General features: G+C 61.3%; 17 protein-coding genes and 1 tRNA gene. 10 read left to right on the forward strand and 8 right to left on the reverse strand.

Annotated elements, in window-relative coordinates; translation table 11 throughout:
• Positions 1–10: 10 nt before the first annotated feature.
• Both ACFQND_RS21015 and ACFQND_RS21020 read right to left on the reverse strand, forming a co-directional pair.
• A complete protein-coding gene (locus tag ACFQND_RS21015; protein ID WP_371434335.1) occupies positions 11–1,381 on the reverse strand; it encodes an efflux RND transporter periplasmic adaptor subunit in 1,371 nt (456 codons plus the stop codon).
• 355 nt (positions 1,382–1,736) lie between these two features.
• A complete protein-coding gene (locus tag ACFQND_RS21020; RefSeq protein WP_371434334.1) occupies positions 1,737–2,228 on the reverse strand; it encodes a CreA family protein in 492 nt (163 codons plus the stop codon).
• Between the two features lie 171 nt (positions 2,229–2,399).
• Between ACFQND_RS21020 and ACFQND_RS21025 the strand changes: the two genes are divergently transcribed.
• Positions 2,400–3,734, forward strand: a complete 1,335-nt coding sequence (locus tag ACFQND_RS21025) for a dicarboxylate/amino acid:cation symporter (RefSeq protein ID WP_371434333.1) — start codon at positions 2,400–2,402, stop codon at positions 3,732–3,734.
• Positions 3,735–3,794: 60 nt separating this feature from the next.
• On the opposite strand, the gene infA is transcribed toward ACFQND_RS21025, so the two are convergent.
• The 4 genes from infA to ACFQND_RS21045 all read right to left on the reverse strand — a co-directional run bounded on the left by infA (position 3,795) and on the right by ACFQND_RS21045 (position 9,319).
• A complete protein-coding gene (gene infA, locus ACFQND_RS21030) occupies positions 3,795–4,064 on the reverse strand; it encodes a translation initiation factor IF-1 (RefSeq protein WP_371434332.1) in 270 nt (89 codons plus the stop codon).
• Positions 4,065–4,131: 67 nt separating this feature from the next.
• Positions 4,132–4,374, reverse strand: a complete 243-nt coding sequence (locus ACFQND_RS21035) for a hypothetical protein (RefSeq protein ID WP_371434331.1) — start codon at positions 4,372–4,374, stop codon at positions 4,132–4,134.
• A 387-nt stretch (positions 4,375–4,761) separates the two neighbouring features.
• Positions 4,762–5,784 (reverse strand): response regulator, encoded by a 1,023-nt coding sequence (locus ACFQND_RS21040; RefSeq protein WP_371434371.1) that lies wholly within the window; start codon positions 5,782–5,784, stop codon positions 4,762–4,764.
• A gap of 22 nt (positions 5,785–5,806) precedes the next feature.
• Positions 5,807–9,319, reverse strand: a complete 3,513-nt coding sequence (locus ACFQND_RS21045) for a hybrid sensor histidine kinase/response regulator (protein ID WP_371434370.1) — start codon at positions 9,317–9,319, stop codon at positions 5,807–5,809.
• Between the two features lie 474 nt (positions 9,320–9,793).
• Here ACFQND_RS21045 and ACFQND_RS21050 point away from each other — a divergent pair, with 474 nt between their 5' ends.
• The 4 genes from ACFQND_RS21050 (at position 9,794) to ureC (ending at position 12,892) form a co-directional block, all read left to right on the forward strand.
• Positions 9,794–10,096, forward strand: coding sequence for an urease subunit gamma (locus ACFQND_RS21050; protein ID WP_371434330.1), 303 nt, complete (start codon positions 9,794–9,796; stop codon positions 10,094–10,096).
• 117 nt (positions 10,097–10,213) lie between these two features.
• On the forward strand, positions 10,214–10,813 hold the full coding sequence (locus ACFQND_RS21055; protein ID WP_371434329.1) for a HupE/UreJ family protein: 600 nt from the start codon (positions 10,214–10,216) through the stop codon (positions 10,811–10,813).
• A 9-nt stretch (positions 10,814–10,822) separates the two neighbouring features.
• Entirely contained in the window at positions 10,823–11,128 is a 306-nt protein-coding gene (locus ACFQND_RS21060) for an urease subunit beta (protein ID WP_371434328.1), read from the forward strand.
• The gene (ureC, locus tag ACFQND_RS21065; RefSeq protein ID WP_371434327.1) at positions 11,129–12,892 is read left to right on the forward strand and encodes an urease subunit alpha; all 1,764 of its coding nucleotides are present in this window, start codon (positions 11,129–11,131) and stop codon (positions 12,890–12,892) included. It begins immediately after the preceding gene.
• A gap of 5 nt (positions 12,893–12,897) precedes the next feature.
• On the opposite strand, the gene ACFQND_RS21070 is transcribed toward ureC, so the two are convergent.
• Positions 12,898–13,293, reverse strand: a complete 396-nt coding sequence (locus ACFQND_RS21070; RefSeq protein WP_371434326.1) for a type II toxin-antitoxin system death-on-curing family toxin — start codon at positions 13,291–13,293, stop codon at positions 12,898–12,900.
• Positions 13,290–13,514 carry an AbrB/MazE/SpoVT family DNA-binding domain-containing protein gene (locus tag ACFQND_RS21075; RefSeq protein WP_371434325.1) on the reverse strand — a complete coding sequence of 75 codons (225 nt, stop codon included), beginning with the start codon at positions 13,512–13,514 and terminating at the stop codon, positions 13,290–13,292. The genes ACFQND_RS21070 and ACFQND_RS21075 overlap by 4 nt, the downstream gene beginning before the upstream one ends.
• Positions 13,515–13,580: 66 nt before the next feature.
• Between ACFQND_RS21075 and ureE the strand changes: the two genes are divergently transcribed.
• The 5 genes from ureE (at position 13,581) to ACFQND_RS21100 (ending at position 17,746) form a co-directional block, all read left to right on the forward strand.
• On the forward strand, positions 13,581–14,243 hold the full coding sequence (ureE, locus tag ACFQND_RS21080) for an urease accessory protein UreE (protein ID WP_371434324.1): 663 nt from the start codon (positions 13,581–13,583) through the stop codon (positions 14,241–14,243).
• Between the two features lie 14 nt (positions 14,244–14,257).
• Entirely contained in the window at positions 14,258–14,959 is a 702-nt protein-coding gene (locus ACFQND_RS21085; protein ID WP_371434323.1) for an urease accessory protein UreF, read from the forward strand.
• On the forward strand, positions 14,956–15,612 hold the full coding sequence (gene ureG, locus ACFQND_RS21090; RefSeq protein WP_371434322.1) for an urease accessory protein UreG: 657 nt from the start codon (positions 14,956–14,958) through the stop codon (positions 15,610–15,612). The genes ACFQND_RS21085 and ureG overlap by 4 nt, the downstream gene beginning before the upstream one ends.
• Before the next feature lie 61 nt (positions 15,613–15,673).
• Positions 15,674–15,763 (forward strand) — tRNA-Ser (locus ACFQND_RS21095).
• Between the two features lie 321 nt (positions 15,764–16,084).
• Positions 16,085–17,746: a ShlB/FhaC/HecB family hemolysin secretion/activation protein gene (locus tag ACFQND_RS21100; RefSeq protein ID WP_371434321.1), complete on the forward strand. Its 1,662-nt coding sequence runs from the start codon at positions 16,085–16,087 to the stop codon at positions 17,744–17,746.

Below are 17,746 nucleotides of genomic sequence, written 5' to 3' on the forward strand. Positions count from 1 at the left end.
TTCGCGGCGCTCATGAACCCTCTGCTTGGGAGGCGCGGCGGTGTCCTGGGCCGGAAGCGCCGGATGCTGGCGCAGAAGCAGCTGCGGCAGCGCCCGAAGCGGCCGGGGCAGGCGCACCGGCACCTGCTGCATCAGGGCGCTGGCGTTTGCCTCTGTTGGCACCGGCTGCGCCGCCGGCAGGGCGCGGCTGATCGCCCGCCAGCACGACACTGGAGCCGTCCTTGAGGCGGTCCGCCCCTTCCGTGATGACCCGCTCACCAGCCTGGAGGCCAGAAGCAATCACGACTTTGTCAACCGTCGCATGACCGCGCTTCACCGGCCTGAGCGATACCGTACGGTCGGCAGCGTTGAGCACATACACATAGTCCCCGGTATTGCTCTGGCGCAAGGCCGTGACAGGAACCACCACGGCGTTGTCAATGGTTCTGACCTGCACCTGCACATTGACAAACTGGCTGGGGAAAAGCGCCAGCTGGCTGTTGGCAAAGCGTGCCTTGGCCTTGACCGTGCCGGTGGTCGTGTCCACCTGGTTGTCCAGCGAGGCAAACACGCCGGTATCGATCACGCTGGCCCGGGTCCGGTCCAGGGCAGTAGCCTTGAGCGCCGTCGCGGACCCTTGCTGCAGCTCGGCAACGCGGTCCTGCGGAACGGCAAACACCACATCGATGGGTGACAGCTGCGTGATCAGCACGATGCCATTGGCGTCGCTGCCGCTGACCACATTGCCGATATCCACGGCGCGCAAGCCGACACGGCCGCCGACCGGCGCCAGCACGCGGGTGTAGCCGAGGTTGAGGCGGGCGGCGCCTTCTGCCGCCTTGTCAACAACCACCGTGCCTTCCAGTTGCTTGACCAGTGCGGCCTGGGTATCAACATCCTGGCGTGCGATGGAGTCCTGCCCCAACAGGGTCTGGTAGCGCTGCAGGGTGACCCTGGCGCTGTCGAGCTGCGCTTCATCACGCTGACGCGTGCCGGTGGCCTGCATCAACGCCATTTCAAACTGGCGCGGGTCTATGGTGGCGAGCAGGTCGCCGGCCCGCACCATCTGGCCTTCCGTGAACAGTACCTTCTGCAGCACGCCTGTCACCTGGGCGCGGACCCTGACCGTGGCCAGGGGTGTGACCGTGCCGAGCGCATCGAGCATGACAGGCACGCTGGCCTTTTCCGCCGTGGCCACCCCCACCGTGCTGGCCGGCGCACCCCGGCCTGCACCCGGTCCGCCCTGCGTCGCCGCGGGCCGCGTCAGGTACCAGGCCAGCCCACCCACCGCGAGCAGCAGCAAAACAGCCACGGCGCCCCCCACCAGGGATGTACGACGGCTCAAGGGCTTGCGGGGTGGTTTGTCGGATATGGCGGGCTGCGCTTGGTCTTGCGGGTTCATCAATCGTCCTTATCCTTATGGTCCGGGTCAACCCGGTTTTTACGCCAATTCACTCGGGGCCTGCCTGCCCCGGGACATCCTGGCCCGGCAGGCTGGCTCCCCCTGCGGACCTGCGGGCTGATGGCAACCCGGCCGGCGCATCCTGCTCTCAAATTTATTATCACTGCAAGCCCGGGAGGGTCCGCATCGGGCTTGAAAGCAGCACGTAAACCTCCTGTAAAGACGTCACGCTGGCGCAGCCCCGGCGTGCGGCAGGGCTCAATCGCTATCAGAAAAATAGCTTGCTGCGCCCGCGAATGCTGGGCCGCAGGTCCTTTTTCCTTAAAAATGGGCCTGGTATCGTTTTTTCATGCCATCACTGCACGGGAATCCGGATGGACCGGTCTATGGCCACCGTCGCCACGCTGTTCTGCGGCGACCCTTCGATCACACGATCGGAATAAGTCAGGTACACAAGGGTATTACGCGCCTTGTCGACCATGCGGACGATGCGAATTTTCTTGAACACCAGGGAAATCCGCTCGTTAAACACTTCCTCCTGGGCGGCCAGCGGTTTGGCGAATGAAATCGAGCCGACCTGGTGGCAGGCAATCGAGGCTTCCGCCTTGTCTTCTGCAATGCCCACCGCACCCTTGAGGCCGCCGGTTTTTGCCCGGGACACATAACAGGTCACGCCGTTGACTTTCGGATCGTCATGCGCATCAACCACGATCTTGTGATCCGGGCCTATGAATTTGAAAACCGTGTCCACCTCGCCGATCTGCTCGGCACCGGCACGCGACAGCAAAAACAGCAGCGACACCATCACGGCGACGGACAGCACAGACACGCCAAGGATTTTTTTCATGGGTTTCTTTCGTTAAACGTGATCAAACGGCATTCGCCAGCGACATAGCGTACACGCACCGGCCCCCGCCAGGGCACAAAGCGCGCTCTTGTCCCACATGACATAAAGCCTGCAAAGCACTATATTGGGCTCATTCATTGACCACCAGCGTCCTCTGGATGCCCCACTGCCATGACCACCATCCCAAAACAGCCTCTTTACCGGTCGCTTTATTTTCAGGTGGTATGCGCGGTGATTGCCGGCGTGCTCCTGGGCCATTTTTACCCGGCGCTGGGCTCGGAAATGAAACCGCTGGGCGACGGTTTCATCAAGCTGATCAAGATGATGATCGCCCCCATCATCTTTTGCACGGTGGTGATTGGCATTGCCGGCATGGAGGACATGAAAAAAGTCGGCAAGACAGGCGGCCTGGCCCTGCTCTACTTTGAAGTCGTCAGTTCCTTCGCGCTGGTCATAGGCCTGGTGCTGGTGAATGTCCTGCAGCCGGGCGCGGGCATGAATGTCGATGCCTCCACGCTGGACACCAAATCGATTGCGGCCTATACCGGCCCGGGCAAGATGGTCGGCACGGTCGACTTCATCCTCAACGTCATTCCGTCCACCATCGTGGATGCTTTCGCCAAGGGCGACATCCTGCAGGTGCTGCTGGTGGCCGTGATGTTCGGCTTTGCGCTGCACCGCTTTGGCGGCCGCGGCACGCTGGTGTTTGACTTCATAGAGAAGACCTCGCATGTGCTGTTCGCCATCGTCGGCTTCATCATGAAACTCGCACCTGTGGGCGCTTTTGGTGCCATGGCTTTTACCATCGGCAAATACGGCCTGGGTTCGCTGTTTTCGCTGGGCAAACTGATGGGCGCGTTTTACCTGACCTGCCTGATCTTCATCTTTGGGGTGCTGGGCCTGATTGCACGCTTTCACGGCTTCAGCATCTGGAAATTCATCAAATACATCAAGGAAGAACTGTTGATCGTGCTGGGCACCTCATCATCCGAATCCGTGCTGCCGCGCATGATGGAGAAGATGGAAAACCTGGGCGCAAAAAAAACCACCGTGGGCCTGGTGATCCCGACAGGTTATTCCTTCAACCTCGACGGCACGTCGATCTACCTGACCATGGCCGCGGTGTTTATCGCGCAGGCCACCAACACGCCCATGACGCTCATGCAGGAGCTGACCTTGCTGGCGGTGCTGCTGCTCACCTCCAAAGGCGCAGCCGGCGTTACCGGCAGCGGTTTTATCGTGCTGGCCGCTACGCTGTCCGCCGTGGGCACCGTTCCGGTGGCCGGGCTGGCGCTGATCCTGGGCATAGACCGCTTCATGTCGGAAGCGCGGGCGCTGACCAACCTGATAGGCAACGGCGTGGCCACGCTGGTGGTGGCCAAGTGGATGGATGAGCTGGACGTCAAGCGCATGCAGGCCGGCCTGAACAACGAAACCTGGGTCGAGGCGCAGGAGCCCGAAGTCCTGCTGGACAGGAAGACAACGCACATGGCCGGGCCGCATTGATACGGCCCTGCATGAAAAAAGGCCCTAAGAAGGGCCTTTTTTATTTTCCGGCTCGCAGGATCAACGTGCGCCGCGCTGGGCCGGACCGGCTCCGGGGCCTGGCCCACGTCCGGCAATGTGACGGAAGGTGATGCGGCCCTTGCTGAGGTCGTAAGGCGACAGTTCCAGCGAGACCTGGTCACCTGCCAGGATACGGATATGGTTTTTGCGCATCTTGCCGGAGGTATAGGCCACCAGCTTGTGACCGTTGTCCAGCGTGACGCGAAAACGCGAATCGGGCAAGACCTCGTCTACCAGGCCGTGCATTTCAATCAGTTCTTCCTTAGCCATGATTCAACTCCTTGAGAATTTGAAAAAAACCTGTCTGTAACTTGTTTGCTGCGACTGACCCTCAAGGTCAGGCGCAGGCGGGTGTTGTGCGTTCCTGGATCCAGCCCAGCGCGTGCTCGGTAGCGTACTGCAAAGCTGAGGCCGCGCTGTCGAAAAGCCCGGAAAAACGCAGCACACGATCGTGCGTCCCGCTGCCACGGCCGGAACGGATGGAAACCGATGCAGCATAGCCGCCGGTGTCCTGGGGTTTTGCCAGCGGCGAGACAAGGTATTTGCCTACCGCTATGTTGTTGTGATGATGAAGCGTCATAAAAATCCCTGCCGGTTTGCCGAATGTCGAGCTACCGGCTTCTTAAATCGAAATACTAGAAAAACAAACAGCCTGGGACTCCCAAGCCAACGGTTATTCGGTTTCTACCCGCCCCGCTCCCTCCGGGAACTGGACTGATTGAGCCTGGGATTGGGCACCGTTGGGGGAAGTGCTTGCCGGGAAATGCTGCAGTGTTTGAGAGGTTCAGCGCTGTAGGGGCACTGAAAACACCGGGAGCATTCTTGAATCGGGCTCTGAGAAGCGCCGCATTTGAGAAGAAAGCCGCATGTAAAAGAGGCTTCGTTATAAAACGCTGATGCGTTACCGAACCTCTTATTGTAACCGCTGGCACGAAAACACGCTTTGGGCGCTGTTCCCCGGGGCGGTTCAGCCCTCAAACTCGGGGTGCAGCTGCCGGATGCGGTTCATGGCCATGCCTGCAGCAGCCGTGCGGGTTTCCACACCCAGCTTGGCATAGACGCGTTCCAGGTGTTTTTTGACGGTGGCCGGGCTAGCGCCCAGGATGTCGCCTATATCGCGGTTGATCTTGCCCTTGACGACCCAGTACAGCACCTCGGCTTCGCGGCCCGTGAGCTTGAAACTCAGGCTCATGGCCTCCACCACGGCATCCTCGGAGGTTTCGCGCATCACGATGAGCCAGTCAGCTGCACCGGCACCTGCTGCATCACCGTCGCCGGTCTGCTGGTGCAGCCGGAATGTCAGGCGGCGTGGCCCGAGTTCCGCCGTCAGGCGGGGCGGCTCCATCTGCGGTTCGGCATCCAGCACATGGCGGCGCAGCCAGTTCAGCACGGGCTCGGGGGTTTGCGGCGCCGAGGTGCCGTAGTAGCGCATGAGCAGGTCACGCGCCAGCGGCGTTTGCCAGATGAGTTTGCCCTCGCCTTCGGTTTTGCCGCCCATGCGTACCGTGATGCTGGCGTATCCAAAGGCATCCAGCGCATTGCGCGCCTGGCCGGCCTGCCGCGCCTCCTGCCGCGCACGGCGCGCGCCCTGCAGGTGCACGCCCATGCGGGCCATGACCTCCTTGGGTTTGATCGGTTTGGTGACGTAATCAACACCGCCCGCCTCCAGCGCAGCCACAAGGTATTCGGTCTCCGTCAATCCGGTCATGAAGATGATGGGGATATGGGCTGTTTCAGGCATGGCTTTCAGGCGCCTGGCAACTTCAAAACCGTCCATGCCTGGCATCATGGCGTCCAGCAGCACGATGTCGGGCAGGGCCTGTTGTGCCCGCTGCAGCGCCGCTTCCCCGTTGGTCGCCACCAGCACGGTATAACCCGATTCGTCCAGCGCATCATGCAGCACCGACAGGTTGTCGGGCACGTCATCCACAACCAGCACCACGTCGCTGTTGGCACGGTCCAGCGTTTTGTTCAGCCTGTGCTCCGGCATGGCCTGCTGCGGTTGTACGGTATCAAGCACCCTGCCCATGGCCTGCCTCCTGCTTGCTGAGCTGGCGGCCCATGGCTTCAAACTGGAATTGCCGCGCCAGCACACGCATGTCTTCCACAAAAAGGGCTGCAGCCGGTTGCTGCGCTTCAATCTCGTCCAGCCGGTTCATGATGCCGCGATAAAAACCAAGGTTGACCACCTCCAGCAGCAAGGCGAGTTGCGGTGCATCCGGCAGCACTCGTGGCTGCCGGGCGGGCTGCGGCAAGGCCTGCGTCTCCATGGCCGGGGGTGCCTCGTACAGCCAGGCCAGGCCCAGGCGCTGCTCCAGCCAGTCAAGCAGTTCGGTATGCCGTACCGGCTTGACCATGAAATCTTCGGGACGAACACCGACCTTGTTGTCCAGCCCCTTGTCAAAAGCGTTGGCCGAGACAATCGCCAGATGAACGCCGCTGTGCCCTGCCGCGCGCACCCGGCGCAAGGTCTCCCAGCCATCGATGCCGGGCATGGCCAGGTCCATGAAGATCACATCGGGCTGGTAGCCTGCGGCGAGCAGGTCCAGGCAGTCATGCCCGCTGGCGGCGGTACGCAATTCAAAACCCATGGGCTGCAGCAACTGCACCAGCAATTCGCGGTCGGGCTCCTCGTTGTCCACCACCAGCAGCTTGCGGCGCGTCCCTTCATAAGCTACAGGCTGGCGCCTGGCCGGCCCGGCACTTGCGCCCTGCACCGCACCCGAAGCCCCATGCACTTCAGGCAAAAACAGCCGGACCCGAAACACCGAGCCCTGGCCGGGCATGCTGACCACGGTCATCTCGCCACCCATGAGGTCTGTCAGCATTTTGGCCATGGTCAGGCCCAGGCCGGCGCCCGGTGTGCCTTCTGCGCCCTGGCCTGCCGCGCCCCCGCGTGCAAAAGGCTCAAAAATCTGCGCCAGCTCGGCCGGGCTCATGCCCGGGCCGGTGTCTTCAATCTCGACATGGGCCATCTCGCGCGCATACCGCAGCCTGAAAGTCACCTGACCTTGGGCCGTGAACTTGATGGCATTGCCCAGCAGGTTGATGATGATCTGGCGCACCCGCTTTTCATCGGCCCGCACCAGCTCGGGCAGGTTGCCGCTGGCTTCGAATACAAAACCCAGCCCCTTGGCAGCGGCCTGCAGTTCGAACAGCTCGGCCATCTCGTGCACACCATCGGCAAAACGCATGGGCCTGACGCTGAGCGTGAGTTTTCCGGCCTCTATGCGTGCGATGTCCAGCGTGCCTTCGATCAGCGACAGCAAATGCTCGCCACCGCGCTTGATGACACTCACCGCCTGCTTGCGGTGCGGCGGTATGGTCCTGTCCTCGCCCATCAGTTGCGCATAACCCAGGATGCTGTTGAGCGGCGTGCGCAGCTCATGGCTGATGGCGCTGATGTAGCGGCTTTTGGCCTGGTTCGCATGGTCGGCAACACGTTTGGCTTCCTGCAGCGCTTCATCGGTCTGCCGGTGCGACTCTATCTCGCGCATCAACAAGTGTGTCTGCCGGTTCGACTCCTCCTGCGCCACCTGCCGGCTCTTGTGCGCCAGCACCAGCCACCACGCCACCAGCCCGGCGGTGACCAGCAAAGCCATGTAGGCCTTCAGGAAACCGGAGCGCAAGGTCGCCCTGGGCGCTTCCAGCATGGCCGTGTCAGTGACGCTTTGCGCCAGCGCACTGAGCTCCTGGTGGTAGAGCAGGCCAAACACGCTGGCCAGCAAGGGCACGATCACCAGCATCAGCAGCAGGAAATGCCCCAGCCCGGTATCGAGGTAAGGCCAGGCACGCTTTGGCAGCAGCCAGCGCAATGCGCCCGACCATTGCACCGACAGGCTGGCGTGCGGTTTGCACATGTCGCCGCAGCGCGCATCCAGCGTGCAGCACAGCGAGCAGATAGGCCCCTGGTAGGCCGGGCAATGGGCCATGTCCGGGCCTTCGTAAGGGCGCTCACAGATCACGCACTGCTGGGTGGCGTAACGTTTGTATGAAGCGGCATCCACGGGCGCTGAACTGCGGGCAATGTAATAACGGCCTTTGGTCGCCCAGGCAATCAGCGGCGCGGTGACAAAGGCGGTGGCCATGGCAATGACCGCAGAGAACGCCTTCGCCGTCTCGCCATACAGACCCAGATGCGCCGTGACGGACAGCAGCGAAGCCAGCGCCATGGCGCCTACCCCCACCGGGTTGATGTCGTAAAGATGGGCGCGCTTGAACTCGATGCCAGGCGGCGACAGGCCCAGCGGCTTGCTGATCACAAGGTCGGCCACCACGGCCATGACCCAGGCAATCGCGATGTTGGAATACAGCCCCAGCACGTCCCCCAGCGCCTGGAAGACATTCATCTCCATCAGCATGAAGGCAATCAGCGTGTTGAACACCACCCACACCACGCGGCCGGGGTGGCTATGTGTCAGGCGCGAGAAAAAATTGGACCAGGCCAGCGAACCGGCGTAGGCGTTGGTCACATTGATCTTGAGCTGCGACACGACCACAAAAATCGCCGTGGCCGCCACCGCCATCCCGTAATTGGGAAAGACATATTCATAAGCGGCCAGGTACATCTGGTTCGGGTCCACCGCCCGCTCTACCGGCACCATGTTTGAAATCGCCAGGTAAGCCAGCAGCGCCCCGCCCAGCATCTTGACCACGCCAAGCAAAACCCAGCCCGGCCCGCCCGCCAGCACACTGCCCCACCAGCGCCAGCGATTGCTTGTGGTTTGCACCGGCATGAAGCGCAGGTAATCAGCCTGCTCTCCCATCTGGGTAATCAGGGCAATGCCCACCGTCAAGGCAGCACCAAACAAGTGCAAATCAAAGCCAGTTGCGCCACCTTTTTCACCTGCATAGTGCAGAACGCCGGAAAAAGCACCAGGATCGCGCACAAGCACATAGGCAAAGGGCACGACCAGCATCACCAGCCACAGGGGCTGTGTCCAGACCTGCAGGCGGCTGATGGCGGACACGCCGTGTGTGACCAACGGGATCACCACCAGCGCACAGATCAGGTAGCCCCAACTGGGCGGGATGTTCAGCGCCAGCTCCAGTGCATACGCCATGACGGCAGCTTCAAGCGCAAAAAAGATGAAGGTGAAGGAGGCGTAGATCAGCGAGGTCAGCGTGGAGCCTATGTAGCCAAAACCCGCGCCGCGCGTCAGCAAATCCATGTCCACGCCGTAACGCGCGGCGTAAACGCTGATGGGCAGGCCGGCCAGGAAAATGATCAGCCCGGTCGCCACAATCGCCCAGAAGGCATTGGTAAAACCGTACTTCACCAGCAGGGTAGCGCCCACGGCTTCCAGGATCAGGAAGGAGGCCGCGCCAAAGGCCGTGTTGGCGACACGCCATTCGGACCATTTGCGAAAACGCTGCGGCGTAAAACGCAGCGCGTAGTCCTCCATGGTCTCGCTGGCCACCCAGCTGTTGTAGTCGCGCCTGACCTTGATGATGCGCTGCACCGCCACATCGGGAGCGTCCGGGCCGACACTCTCCCTGCCTGCCGGGGCCGCACTGGCGGGCAGGTTGCCGGATGGCGCTGTTGTGTCGGTCAAGGCGTGCAATGAAGTGAATGAGAGCTTCACTGCAGTTTCTGTGCCACGGCCAGAGCGGCCAAACCCGTCATCCCCAGAGATATCCTGCGATCCGGTTTGCTATAAAAACAATAGCTGGTTGCGCTTGTATTCAGGCGGCCACGGCCTGTTTTTCTTTAAAAAATGCCGTTTTCTGGCGTTATGGCGGCGCTGTGCAGGCTCCGAGAGGCCTTTTTGGGCTTAAAAACCGCCTGAAAAGCCCAAATACATGCATCAAAAAGGCCTGTAGCCCAATGGGTATGCGCGCAGCAAGCTATGTTTTATATAGCATCCAAAATGCCAAAGCATGCCCCCACCGGACCGGGATAAGATGGAATTGAATGGCACCGTTCTTGCTGCCGGACAGTAGCAAAACCGGTTGCCGGCCTCCCGGCATTCCAGAGAAGACATCCCAAAGAAGCGCCCATGGAACTGACCCCCAGAGAAAAAGACAAGCTGCTGATTTTTACGGCGGCACTGCTGGCCGAACGCCGCCAGGCGCGTGGCCTCAAGCTCAACTACCCGGAGGCCGTTGCGCTGATCAGCGCCGCCGTGATGGAGGGCGCACGCGACGGCAAAACCGTGGCCCAGCTGATGAGCGAAGGCCGGACCATCCTGACCCGCGCCGACGTCATGGACGGCATTGCAGAAATGATCCCGGACATCCAGGTCGAAGCCACCTTTCCCGATGGCACCAAGCTGGTCACCGTGCACCAGCCGATCATATGAATCCCCCCGAAGCGCCTTCGGCGCCTCCCCCCAGGGGGCGCCACCTGCGGCCCGGCGAAGCCGGTTCCGCGATGGCCCTGGAATGAATCCGCTCGTACAACCACGGAGATCTACAAAATGACTTCTCGCAACCTTCGAATTCTTGCTGCTATCGCTGGCCTTGTGCCTGTATTGGCGTTAGCCCACACCGGCGCGGACGGCCATGCCCACCCGGGTTTTATGAGTGGTTTGGTGCATCCTTTTACCGGCTTCGACCATTTGGCCGTCATGTTGTCCGTAGGTTTGTGGAGCGCACTGGCCGCGCGCCGCGCCGGTCCCGGCATGCTCTGGGGGCCGCTTGGCTTTGCGGCCATGTTGCTGGTTGGCGCCATGCTGGGCCTGCAAGGCGTGCAGCTTCCTGCGGTTGAACCCATGATTGCAGCATCGCTGCTGGTTACCGGCCTGCTGGTCATCACGCGCTGGCGCATGCCGGGTGTTGCAGCCGCGCTGCTGGTCGGCGTATTTGCGATCTTTCATGGCCTGGCGCATGGCTACGAACTGGCAGGCAGCACCGATGCAGCCGCCACGCTGGCAGGCATGCTGGCAGCCACCGTCCTGCTGCACGCCACCGGCCTGGCCTTGGGCTGGGCATTACGCCACGCCAACGTCTGGGTGCCGCGTCTTGCCGGTGCGGGCGTTGCCGCGTTTGGCGTCACGCTGCTCACCCAACTGGCTTGAGGCAAGGCCATGATCCCTGGCGAATTGCTGACCGACGGCCCCGAGCACATCCTCAACGCAGGCCGGCGCACCCTGACGCTGGTGGTGCAGAACACCTCCGACCGGCCCATACAGGTGGGCTCGCATTACCACTTTGCGGAAACCAATGCGGCGCTGGGTTTTGAACGCGATGCCGCACGTGGCATGCGGCTCAATATCGCGTCGGGCACGGCGGTCCGCTTCGAGCCCGGCCAGCAGCGCACGGTTGAGCTGGTGGACTTTGCCGGCGAGCGAATAATTTATGGCTTTCGCGGCCTTGTTCAAGGAAAGTTATAAATGGCAACGATTGGCAGACGCGCCTACGCCGAAATGTTCGGCCCCACCGTCGGCGACCGCCTGCGGCTGGCCGACACCGACCTGATGATTGAGGTCGAGGCCGACTACACCCTGCGCGCCGGCAGTTACGGCGAAGAGGTGAAGTTCGGCGGCGGCAAAACCATACGCGACGGCATGGCGCAGTCGCAGCAAACCCGGGCGCAAGGCGCCATGGACTGCGTGATGACCAATGCGCTCATCATCGACCATTGGGGCATCGTGAAAGCCGATATAGGCCTCAAGGACGGCCGCATCGCCGCCATAGGCAAGGCCGGCAACCCGGATGTGCAGGCCGGCGTGGACATCGTCATCGGCCCCGGCACCGAGATCATCAGTTGCGAGGGCATGATAGTCACCGCGGGCGGCATAGACTCGCACATCCACTTCATCTGCCCGCAGCAGATTGAAGAAGCACTGGCGGCCGGCATCACCACCATGCTGGGCGGCGGCACCGGCCCGGCTACAGGTACCTTTGCGACTACCTGCACACCCGGCCCGTGGAACATAGAACGCATGCTGCAGGCCGCAGACGCCTTCCCGATGAACCTTGGTTTTCTGGGCAAGGGCAACGCCAGCCTGCCCGCCGCCTTGCATGAGCAGATCAATGCCGGCGTCATAGGCCTGAAGCTGCACGAAGACTGGGGCACGACCCCGGCCGCCATCAGCAACTGCCTGGATGTGGCCGAGGAAACCGATACCCAGGTGGCGATCCACAGCGACACCCTCAATGAATCGGGTTTTGTCGAGAACACGATTGCTGCAACCAAGGGCCGGGCGCTCTGCGCCTTTCATACCGAAGGCGCGGGCGGCGGCCATGCACCGGATATTTTGCGGGTTGTAGGTGAGGCCAACTTCCTGCCCTCGTCCACCAACCCGACCATGCCCTACACCGTCAACACGCTGGACGAACACGTGGACATGCTGATGGTGTGCCACCACCTGCACGCATCCATCCCCGAAGACCTGGCCTTTGCCGAAAGCCGCATCCGCAAGGAAACGATAGCCGCCGAAGACATACTGCACGACCTGGGCGCCATCAGCATGATGAGCTCCGACAGCCAGGCCATGGGCCGCGTCGGCGAGGTCATCATCCGCACCTGGCAGACCGCGCACAAGATGAAACAGCAGCGCGGCTGGCTCGCCCCGTCCTCCGTTAGCGCTGAGCCTGGCCTTCGACAAGCTCAGGCTGATCGGGATTCCCGCAACGACAACTTCCGCGTCAAACGCTACATCAGCAAATACACCATCAACCCGGCGATTGCCCACGGCATCTCGCACGAAGTCGGCTCCATAGAAGTCGGCAAATGGGCTGACCTGGTGGTCTGGAAACCGGCGTTTTTTGGCATCAAGCCCGCGCTCATCCTCAAGGGCGGTTTTATCGCCATGGCGGCCATGGGTGACCCGAATGCATCCATCCCCACACCGCAGCCTGTGCACTACCGCCCCATGTTTGGGAGTTTTGGCGGCGCAATTGCCAAGGGCTCATTGACCTTTGTCTCGCAAGCGGGTCTTGCCGCAGGCATCAGGGGAAAATTCGGCCTTGCCAAAAACCTGAGCGCCGTGAAAAACATACGCGGCATCCGCAAGCAGCACATGGTCCACAATCATTACCTGCCAACGATGGAAATCGATGCGCAGACTTATGCCGTGCGGGCCGACGGCCAGTTGCTGACCTGTGAACCCGCCAAAAGCCTGCCCATGGCGCAGCGCTATTTTCTTTTTTGACCTGCCTATCGAGTTTGACGGATCTGAATATGGTCTCTAAGCCACTGCGCAAAGGCGGGCTCGTCCATCGTACCGGCAGCCACATCCATCACCGTCCAGGTCGCGTCCGCTTGCGTCGCATGCAAGCGATAGCCATTGACGGCCAAAAACATACCCACGGCCAGGAATGCGGCGCGCTTGTTGCCGTCGACAAAGGCGTGGTTTTTTGCCAGACCCACGCCATAGGACGCGGCAAGATCGGCCACGTCCGGCTGCCCATACAGGGCAAGATTCAATGGTCTAGCCAAGGCCGAATCAAGCAAACCCTCGTCACGCAGGCCGGGGCTTCCACCATGTTCGGCCAGACTCTCATCGTGCAACAGCAACAACACCTGACGATTGACCCATTTCCAGACAGTCATTTGGCCAGTTGGTGGAAAGTATCGCGATATTCCCTCATGAACTCACGTCCCAATTTGAGTTGCTCCTCAAGCTCCGGGTCGTACGGCGTCAGCGTGATACCGTTGGCCGCTTCAGTCAGAAAAACCGTGTCGCCTTTCTCAACTTTCATCCGTGCCAGTACGTCCTTGGGCAGGATGACTCCTACGGAATTCCCGATTTGTGTCAGTTTGAGAGCAGACATGGCAAATACCTTCAAGTTATAACAATTGTTATATTATCACTTCCTATTTTCCGTATCAAGCGACACATGATTCAAGTTTCCAAACTGCTATCCCAGGGCCATGGGCTCGCTCCGGTCCTGCTCAAACGCGCCGCCACCGTCGAACTCGACTGGGACGTGCGCCAGAAAAGCCGTTTCGACGCAACTGACTCGCTGGGTCGCCAGCTCGGCGTGTTTCTGCCGCGCGGCACGCTGGTGCGTGGTGGTGATGTGCTGGTCGCCGAAGACGGTTCCATGGTCCGGGTGATCGCCGCACCGCAAGCCGTGTTGCGCATCACGCACTGCCCAGACCACGGCTCACCCTTTGACCTGGTACGCGCCGCCTACCACCTGGGCAACCGCCATGTACCGATTGAGCTCAAGCCGGACCACCTGAAGATTGAGCCCGATCACGTACTGGCAGACATGCTGCGTTCCATGCACCTGATCGTGCATGCGGTGAACGAAGCCTTTGAACCCGAAGGCGGGGCCTACAGCGCTGGCGGCCACTCCCATGGGCACTCGCACGGCCATGCCGGTGATGATCACGATCACGATCACGATCACGGACATGCGCATGCGGCTGTCCCCGCACCAGCATCACCGGCAGCCCATGTGCATGGCCCGGACTGCAACCACGGTCACGACCACGCCGATGCAGGCGCTCCGCAAGCGATCCAGATTCACAAACACAAGCCCCACAGCCACTGAGGCCGGGCCACCACATGCCCGTCCAGCCTGCGCAAACCCTGCCGGCCTCCAGCCTGATCCAGCTGATCTGGCTGGCATCACCGGCCTTGCCCGTAGGCGGTTTTTCATACTCCGAAGGGCTGGAGGTCGCCGTGGAATGCGCGGGAGTAGCTACAGAAAGCATAGCAAGCGCCTGGCTTGCGGACCAGCTTCATTTAACGCTTGCGCGAGGTGACCTGGCTGTCATCGCACAAGCCATCCCCGCCTGGAGGGAAAACCGGCTACAGCGCATACAGCAGCTCAATGACTGGGTGCTGCAAACACGCGAAACCAGCGAGATGCGCGCACAGGCCGAACAAATGGGACGTTCCCTGCTGGAGTGGCTGCGCAACCATGAGGGTGCCAACGCGGAACACATCCAGGCCTGCGCCGGCCTGCCCCCCACTTACCCGATGGCGTTTGCGCTGGCCGCATCGCAAACGGAGGCAGGCGTGCGCGACTGCCTGCTGGCCTATGCCTTCGGCTGGGCCGAGAACATGATGCAGGCGGCTCTCAAGTCCGTTCCCCTGGGCCAAAGCTCAGGCCAGCGCATACTGGCGCACCTGAGCCGGGAAATCCCGCAGGCCGTTGAAACCGCCTTGAACCTGCCGGACGACGAGCGCCAGGCCTTTTCACCCATGCTGGCCATACTTTCTTCGCAACACGAAACCCAATATTCAAGGCTATTTCGCTCATGACCATGCACCACATTGCCAATCGCACAAAAAACCTGCCTCCGCTCAGGGTCGGCATAGGTGGCCCCGTCGGCTCGGGCAAAACCACCCTGCTTGAAATGCTTTGCAAGGCCATGAAAGACAAGTACGACCTGGTGGCCATCACCAATGACATCTACACCAAGGAAGACCAGCGCATACTCACCGTCAGCGGCGCGCTGGATGCCGAACGCATCATGGGCGTGGAAACCGGTGGCTGCCCGCACACCGCCATACGCGAGGACGCATCCATCAACCTCGAGGCCATTGACCGCATGCTGGTGGATTTTCCCGATGCCGATGTGGTGTTTGTCGAATCCGGCGGCGACAACCTCGCGGCCACCTTCAGCCCAGAGCTGAGTGACCTGACCATTTACGTCATCGACGTGGCGGCGGGCGAAAAAATCCCGCGCAAGGGCGGCCCAGGCATCACCAAAAGCGATCTGTTTGTCATCAACAAGACCGACCTGGCACCCCATGTGGGCGCCGACCTGAAGGTGATGGAAGCCGACACCATCCGCATGCGCACCACGCCCAAGGGCCTCAAGCCCTTTGTCATGACCAACCTCAAAACCAATACCGGCCTGGCGGAAGTCGTGGCCTTTATCGAAACCAAGGGCATGTTGCAGCCAGGCTGAATGCTCTTTTTTCGAGCCAGGCTCCGGCCAGGCACACGCAGCGGTTAAACTCTTGGGTTCCGGAAGCGTGGCAGAGCGGTTGAATGCAGCAGTCTTGAAAACTGCCGAGGATGCGAGTCCTCCGTGAGTTCGAATCTCACCGCTTCCGCCATATCCCTGGCAGGTACTTACCCTGCCATCGATCGGCCACATGCCGTTCGACCCGCCTCCAGTCTCCCGCATGCGCAGCGGGGCCTGTTCGCAAGACTAGCTACGCATGGCCAATACCCGGGCCGCTCTCATCGCAGCCTCTGAGGCAATCCTTTTGGCGCCTTGTAGCGCATTTGTGCTACAGCACCTGTAAAGGATTGCAATTTTTTCCGTACTTATGGTTACCTCCTGTTACCATCGCGCGATATCCTGAACAGAGCCTCAAAAGGCAACTGTCGCGCAGTAATTTGTTCAGCCTGCCAGCTTTCGTGGTTAAGAACAAATGAGTCAAAGACGCTTCAAAAAAAACCTTGGCGGGGCTGCATTGGCCTTGATGCTTGCCGCATTTGCTGCCCCTGCGCTTGCAGCTGACGAACTCTTTGATATCACCCGCTTCCAGGTTGATGGCAATACCTTGCTGCCTCCTGCGGACGTAGAACGTATGCTTGCTCCCCTGGCGGGTTCACAACGGGCCTTTGCCGACATCCAGCAGGCCATGGAGGCCCTGCAGCAAGCCTATGCCAAAGCCGGCTACAGCACGGTGCAGGTGTCGGTGCCGGAGCAGGAACTGACAGGCGGCACCGTCAGGCTGCAGGTAACGGAAACTGTGGTTTCATCGATCACCATCAAGGGCAACCAGCATTTCGACGAAGCCAACATCCGCGCCAGCCTGACGCGGCTGGAAATCGGGCGCCCGCCCAGGCTGAGCGCCATTTCCGAATCGATTCAATTGGCGAACGAAAGCCCGGCCAAACAAATCGGCGTCTCGCTGGCAGAAGGCGAGCAACCCGGCAACATCGACGCAACCGTGCTGGTGACCGACCACAAACCCCTGCGCGTCCTCACCACGCTGGACAACACGGGCGCACCGTCCAGCGGCCGATGGCGCACCGGGGTCGCCCTGCAGCACTCCAACCTCTTTAACCGTGACCAGGTCGGCACCCTTGCGTACACCACCTCGCCGGACAGCCCTTCGGGCGTCAGCCTGAGGGTGTACTCCCTCGGCTACCGCATTCCGCTCTACGCCTCTGGCGACAGCCTTGATTTCATCTACGGCAAGTCAAGCGTCAACTCGCCGTCGACCTCGCCCGTGCTGGGCGGAATTTTGGGGTTTACCGGCAAGGGCGACGTCTACAGCCTGCGCTGGAACCACTTTCTGGGCCGCTCCGGTGAAAGCACCGCCAAGCTGGTGCTGGGCCTGGACCACAAACTGGTCGACTCGCGCTGTGAGGTCGGCGGGGTGCCGGTCAGCATCGCGCCGCCAACGCCGCCGATTGCGTCCTGCGTACCGTACACCACAACCCCCCTCAACCTCACCTACAGCAGCCAGCGCGAAAGCGCCGACCAGGTCTCCAGCTTCAGCGTGGGCCTGTCGCACAACCTGCCGAGCGGGCAGCGTTACACCAATGTGGATGGGCGCAATGACCGGTACTCCTACCTCACGCCCGGCAACCGCAGCACACGTGATGACTTCACCATACTGCGTGGCGCCGCATCCGTCTTCAAGAGCTTTGCCAACGGCTGGCAGGGTCGGCTGGCCGGCAGCGCGCAGTACACCAATTTGCCCCTGGTCTCGGGCGAGCAGTTCGGCCTGGTGGGCTCGACACTGGTACGCGGTTTTCAGGAGCGCGCGGTCGCTGCAGACAATGGCGTTGTCGCCAACGCAGAAATTTATACGCCGGAACTTGCCGCAAACATCGGCGTGCCCGGCCAGCTGCGGGCCCTGTTTTTTGTCGATGCAGGTCACGGCACCAACAACCGCGTGGGGAGCAGCGGCATACCCGCCAGCGTAACGGTGGCCAGCATGGGCACAGGCCTTCGTTATGTCTCCAGCCGCGACTTCAACATCAGCCTGGACATTGCACGCGTGCAGAACCCCGGCACATCCACAACCGAAACACGGGGCAGCTGGAAGGCCCACCTGAGCGCCAGCCTGGCGTTCTAA

The organism is Polaromonas aquatica, from assembly GCF_042659145.1.
Lineage (GTDB): Bacteria > Pseudomonadota > Gammaproteobacteria > Burkholderiales > Burkholderiaceae_C > Polaromonas > Polaromonas aquatica.

What these genes read in the sequence shown, in the direction of transcription:
- ACFQND_RS21015 (WP_371434335.1), bottom strand. Translation starts at nt 1,381, where the DNA reads ATGAACCCGCAAGACCAAGCGCAGCCCGCCATATCCGACAAACCACCC.
- ACFQND_RS21020 (WP_371434334.1), bottom strand. Translation starts at nt 2,228, where the DNA reads ATGAAAAAAATCCTTGGCGTGTCTGTGCTGTCCGTCGCCGTGATGGTG.
- ACFQND_RS21025 (WP_371434333.1), top strand. Translation starts at nt 2,400, where the DNA reads ATGACCACCATCCCAAAACAGCCTCTTTACCGGTCGCTTTATTTTCAG.
- infA (WP_371434332.1), bottom strand. Translation starts at nt 4,064, where the DNA reads ATGGCTAAGGAAGAACTGATTGAAATGCACGGCCTGGTAGACGAGGTC.
- ACFQND_RS21035 (WP_371434331.1), bottom strand. Translation starts at nt 4,374, where the DNA reads ATGACGCTTCATCATCACAACAACATAGCGGTAGGCAAATACCTTGTC.
- ACFQND_RS21040 (WP_371434371.1), bottom strand. Translation starts at nt 5,784, where the DNA reads ATGCCGGAGCACAGGCTGAACAAAACGCTGGACCGTGCCAACAGCGAC.
- ACFQND_RS21050 (WP_371434330.1), top strand. Translation starts at nt 9,794, where the DNA reads ATGGAACTGACCCCCAGAGAAAAAGACAAGCTGCTGATTTTTACGGCG.
- ACFQND_RS21055 (WP_371434329.1), top strand. Translation starts at nt 10,214, where the DNA reads ATGACTTCTCGCAACCTTCGAATTCTTGCTGCTATCGCTGGCCTTGTG.
- ACFQND_RS21060 (WP_371434328.1), top strand. Translation starts at nt 10,823, where the DNA reads ATGATCCCTGGCGAATTGCTGACCGACGGCCCCGAGCACATCCTCAAC.
- ureC (WP_371434327.1), top strand. Translation starts at nt 11,129, where the DNA reads ATGGCAACGATTGGCAGACGCGCCTACGCCGAAATGTTCGGCCCCACC.
- ACFQND_RS21070 (WP_371434326.1), bottom strand. Translation starts at nt 13,293, where the DNA reads ATGACTGTCTGGAAATGGGTCAATCGTCAGGTGTTGTTGCTGTTGCAC.
- ACFQND_RS21075 (WP_371434325.1), bottom strand. Translation starts at nt 13,514, where the DNA reads ATGTCTGCTCTCAAACTGACACAAATCGGGAATTCCGTAGGAGTCATC.
- ureE (WP_371434324.1), top strand. Translation starts at nt 13,581, where the DNA reads ATGATTCAAGTTTCCAAACTGCTATCCCAGGGCCATGGGCTCGCTCCG.
- ACFQND_RS21085 (WP_371434323.1), top strand. Translation starts at nt 14,258, where the DNA reads ATGCCCGTCCAGCCTGCGCAAACCCTGCCGGCCTCCAGCCTGATCCAG.
- ureG (WP_371434322.1), top strand. Translation starts at nt 14,956, where the DNA reads ATGACCATGCACCACATTGCCAATCGCACAAAAAACCTGCCTCCGCTC.
- ACFQND_RS21100 (WP_371434321.1), top strand. Translation starts at nt 16,085, where the DNA reads ATGAGTCAAAGACGCTTCAAAAAAAACCTTGGCGGGGCTGCATTGGCC.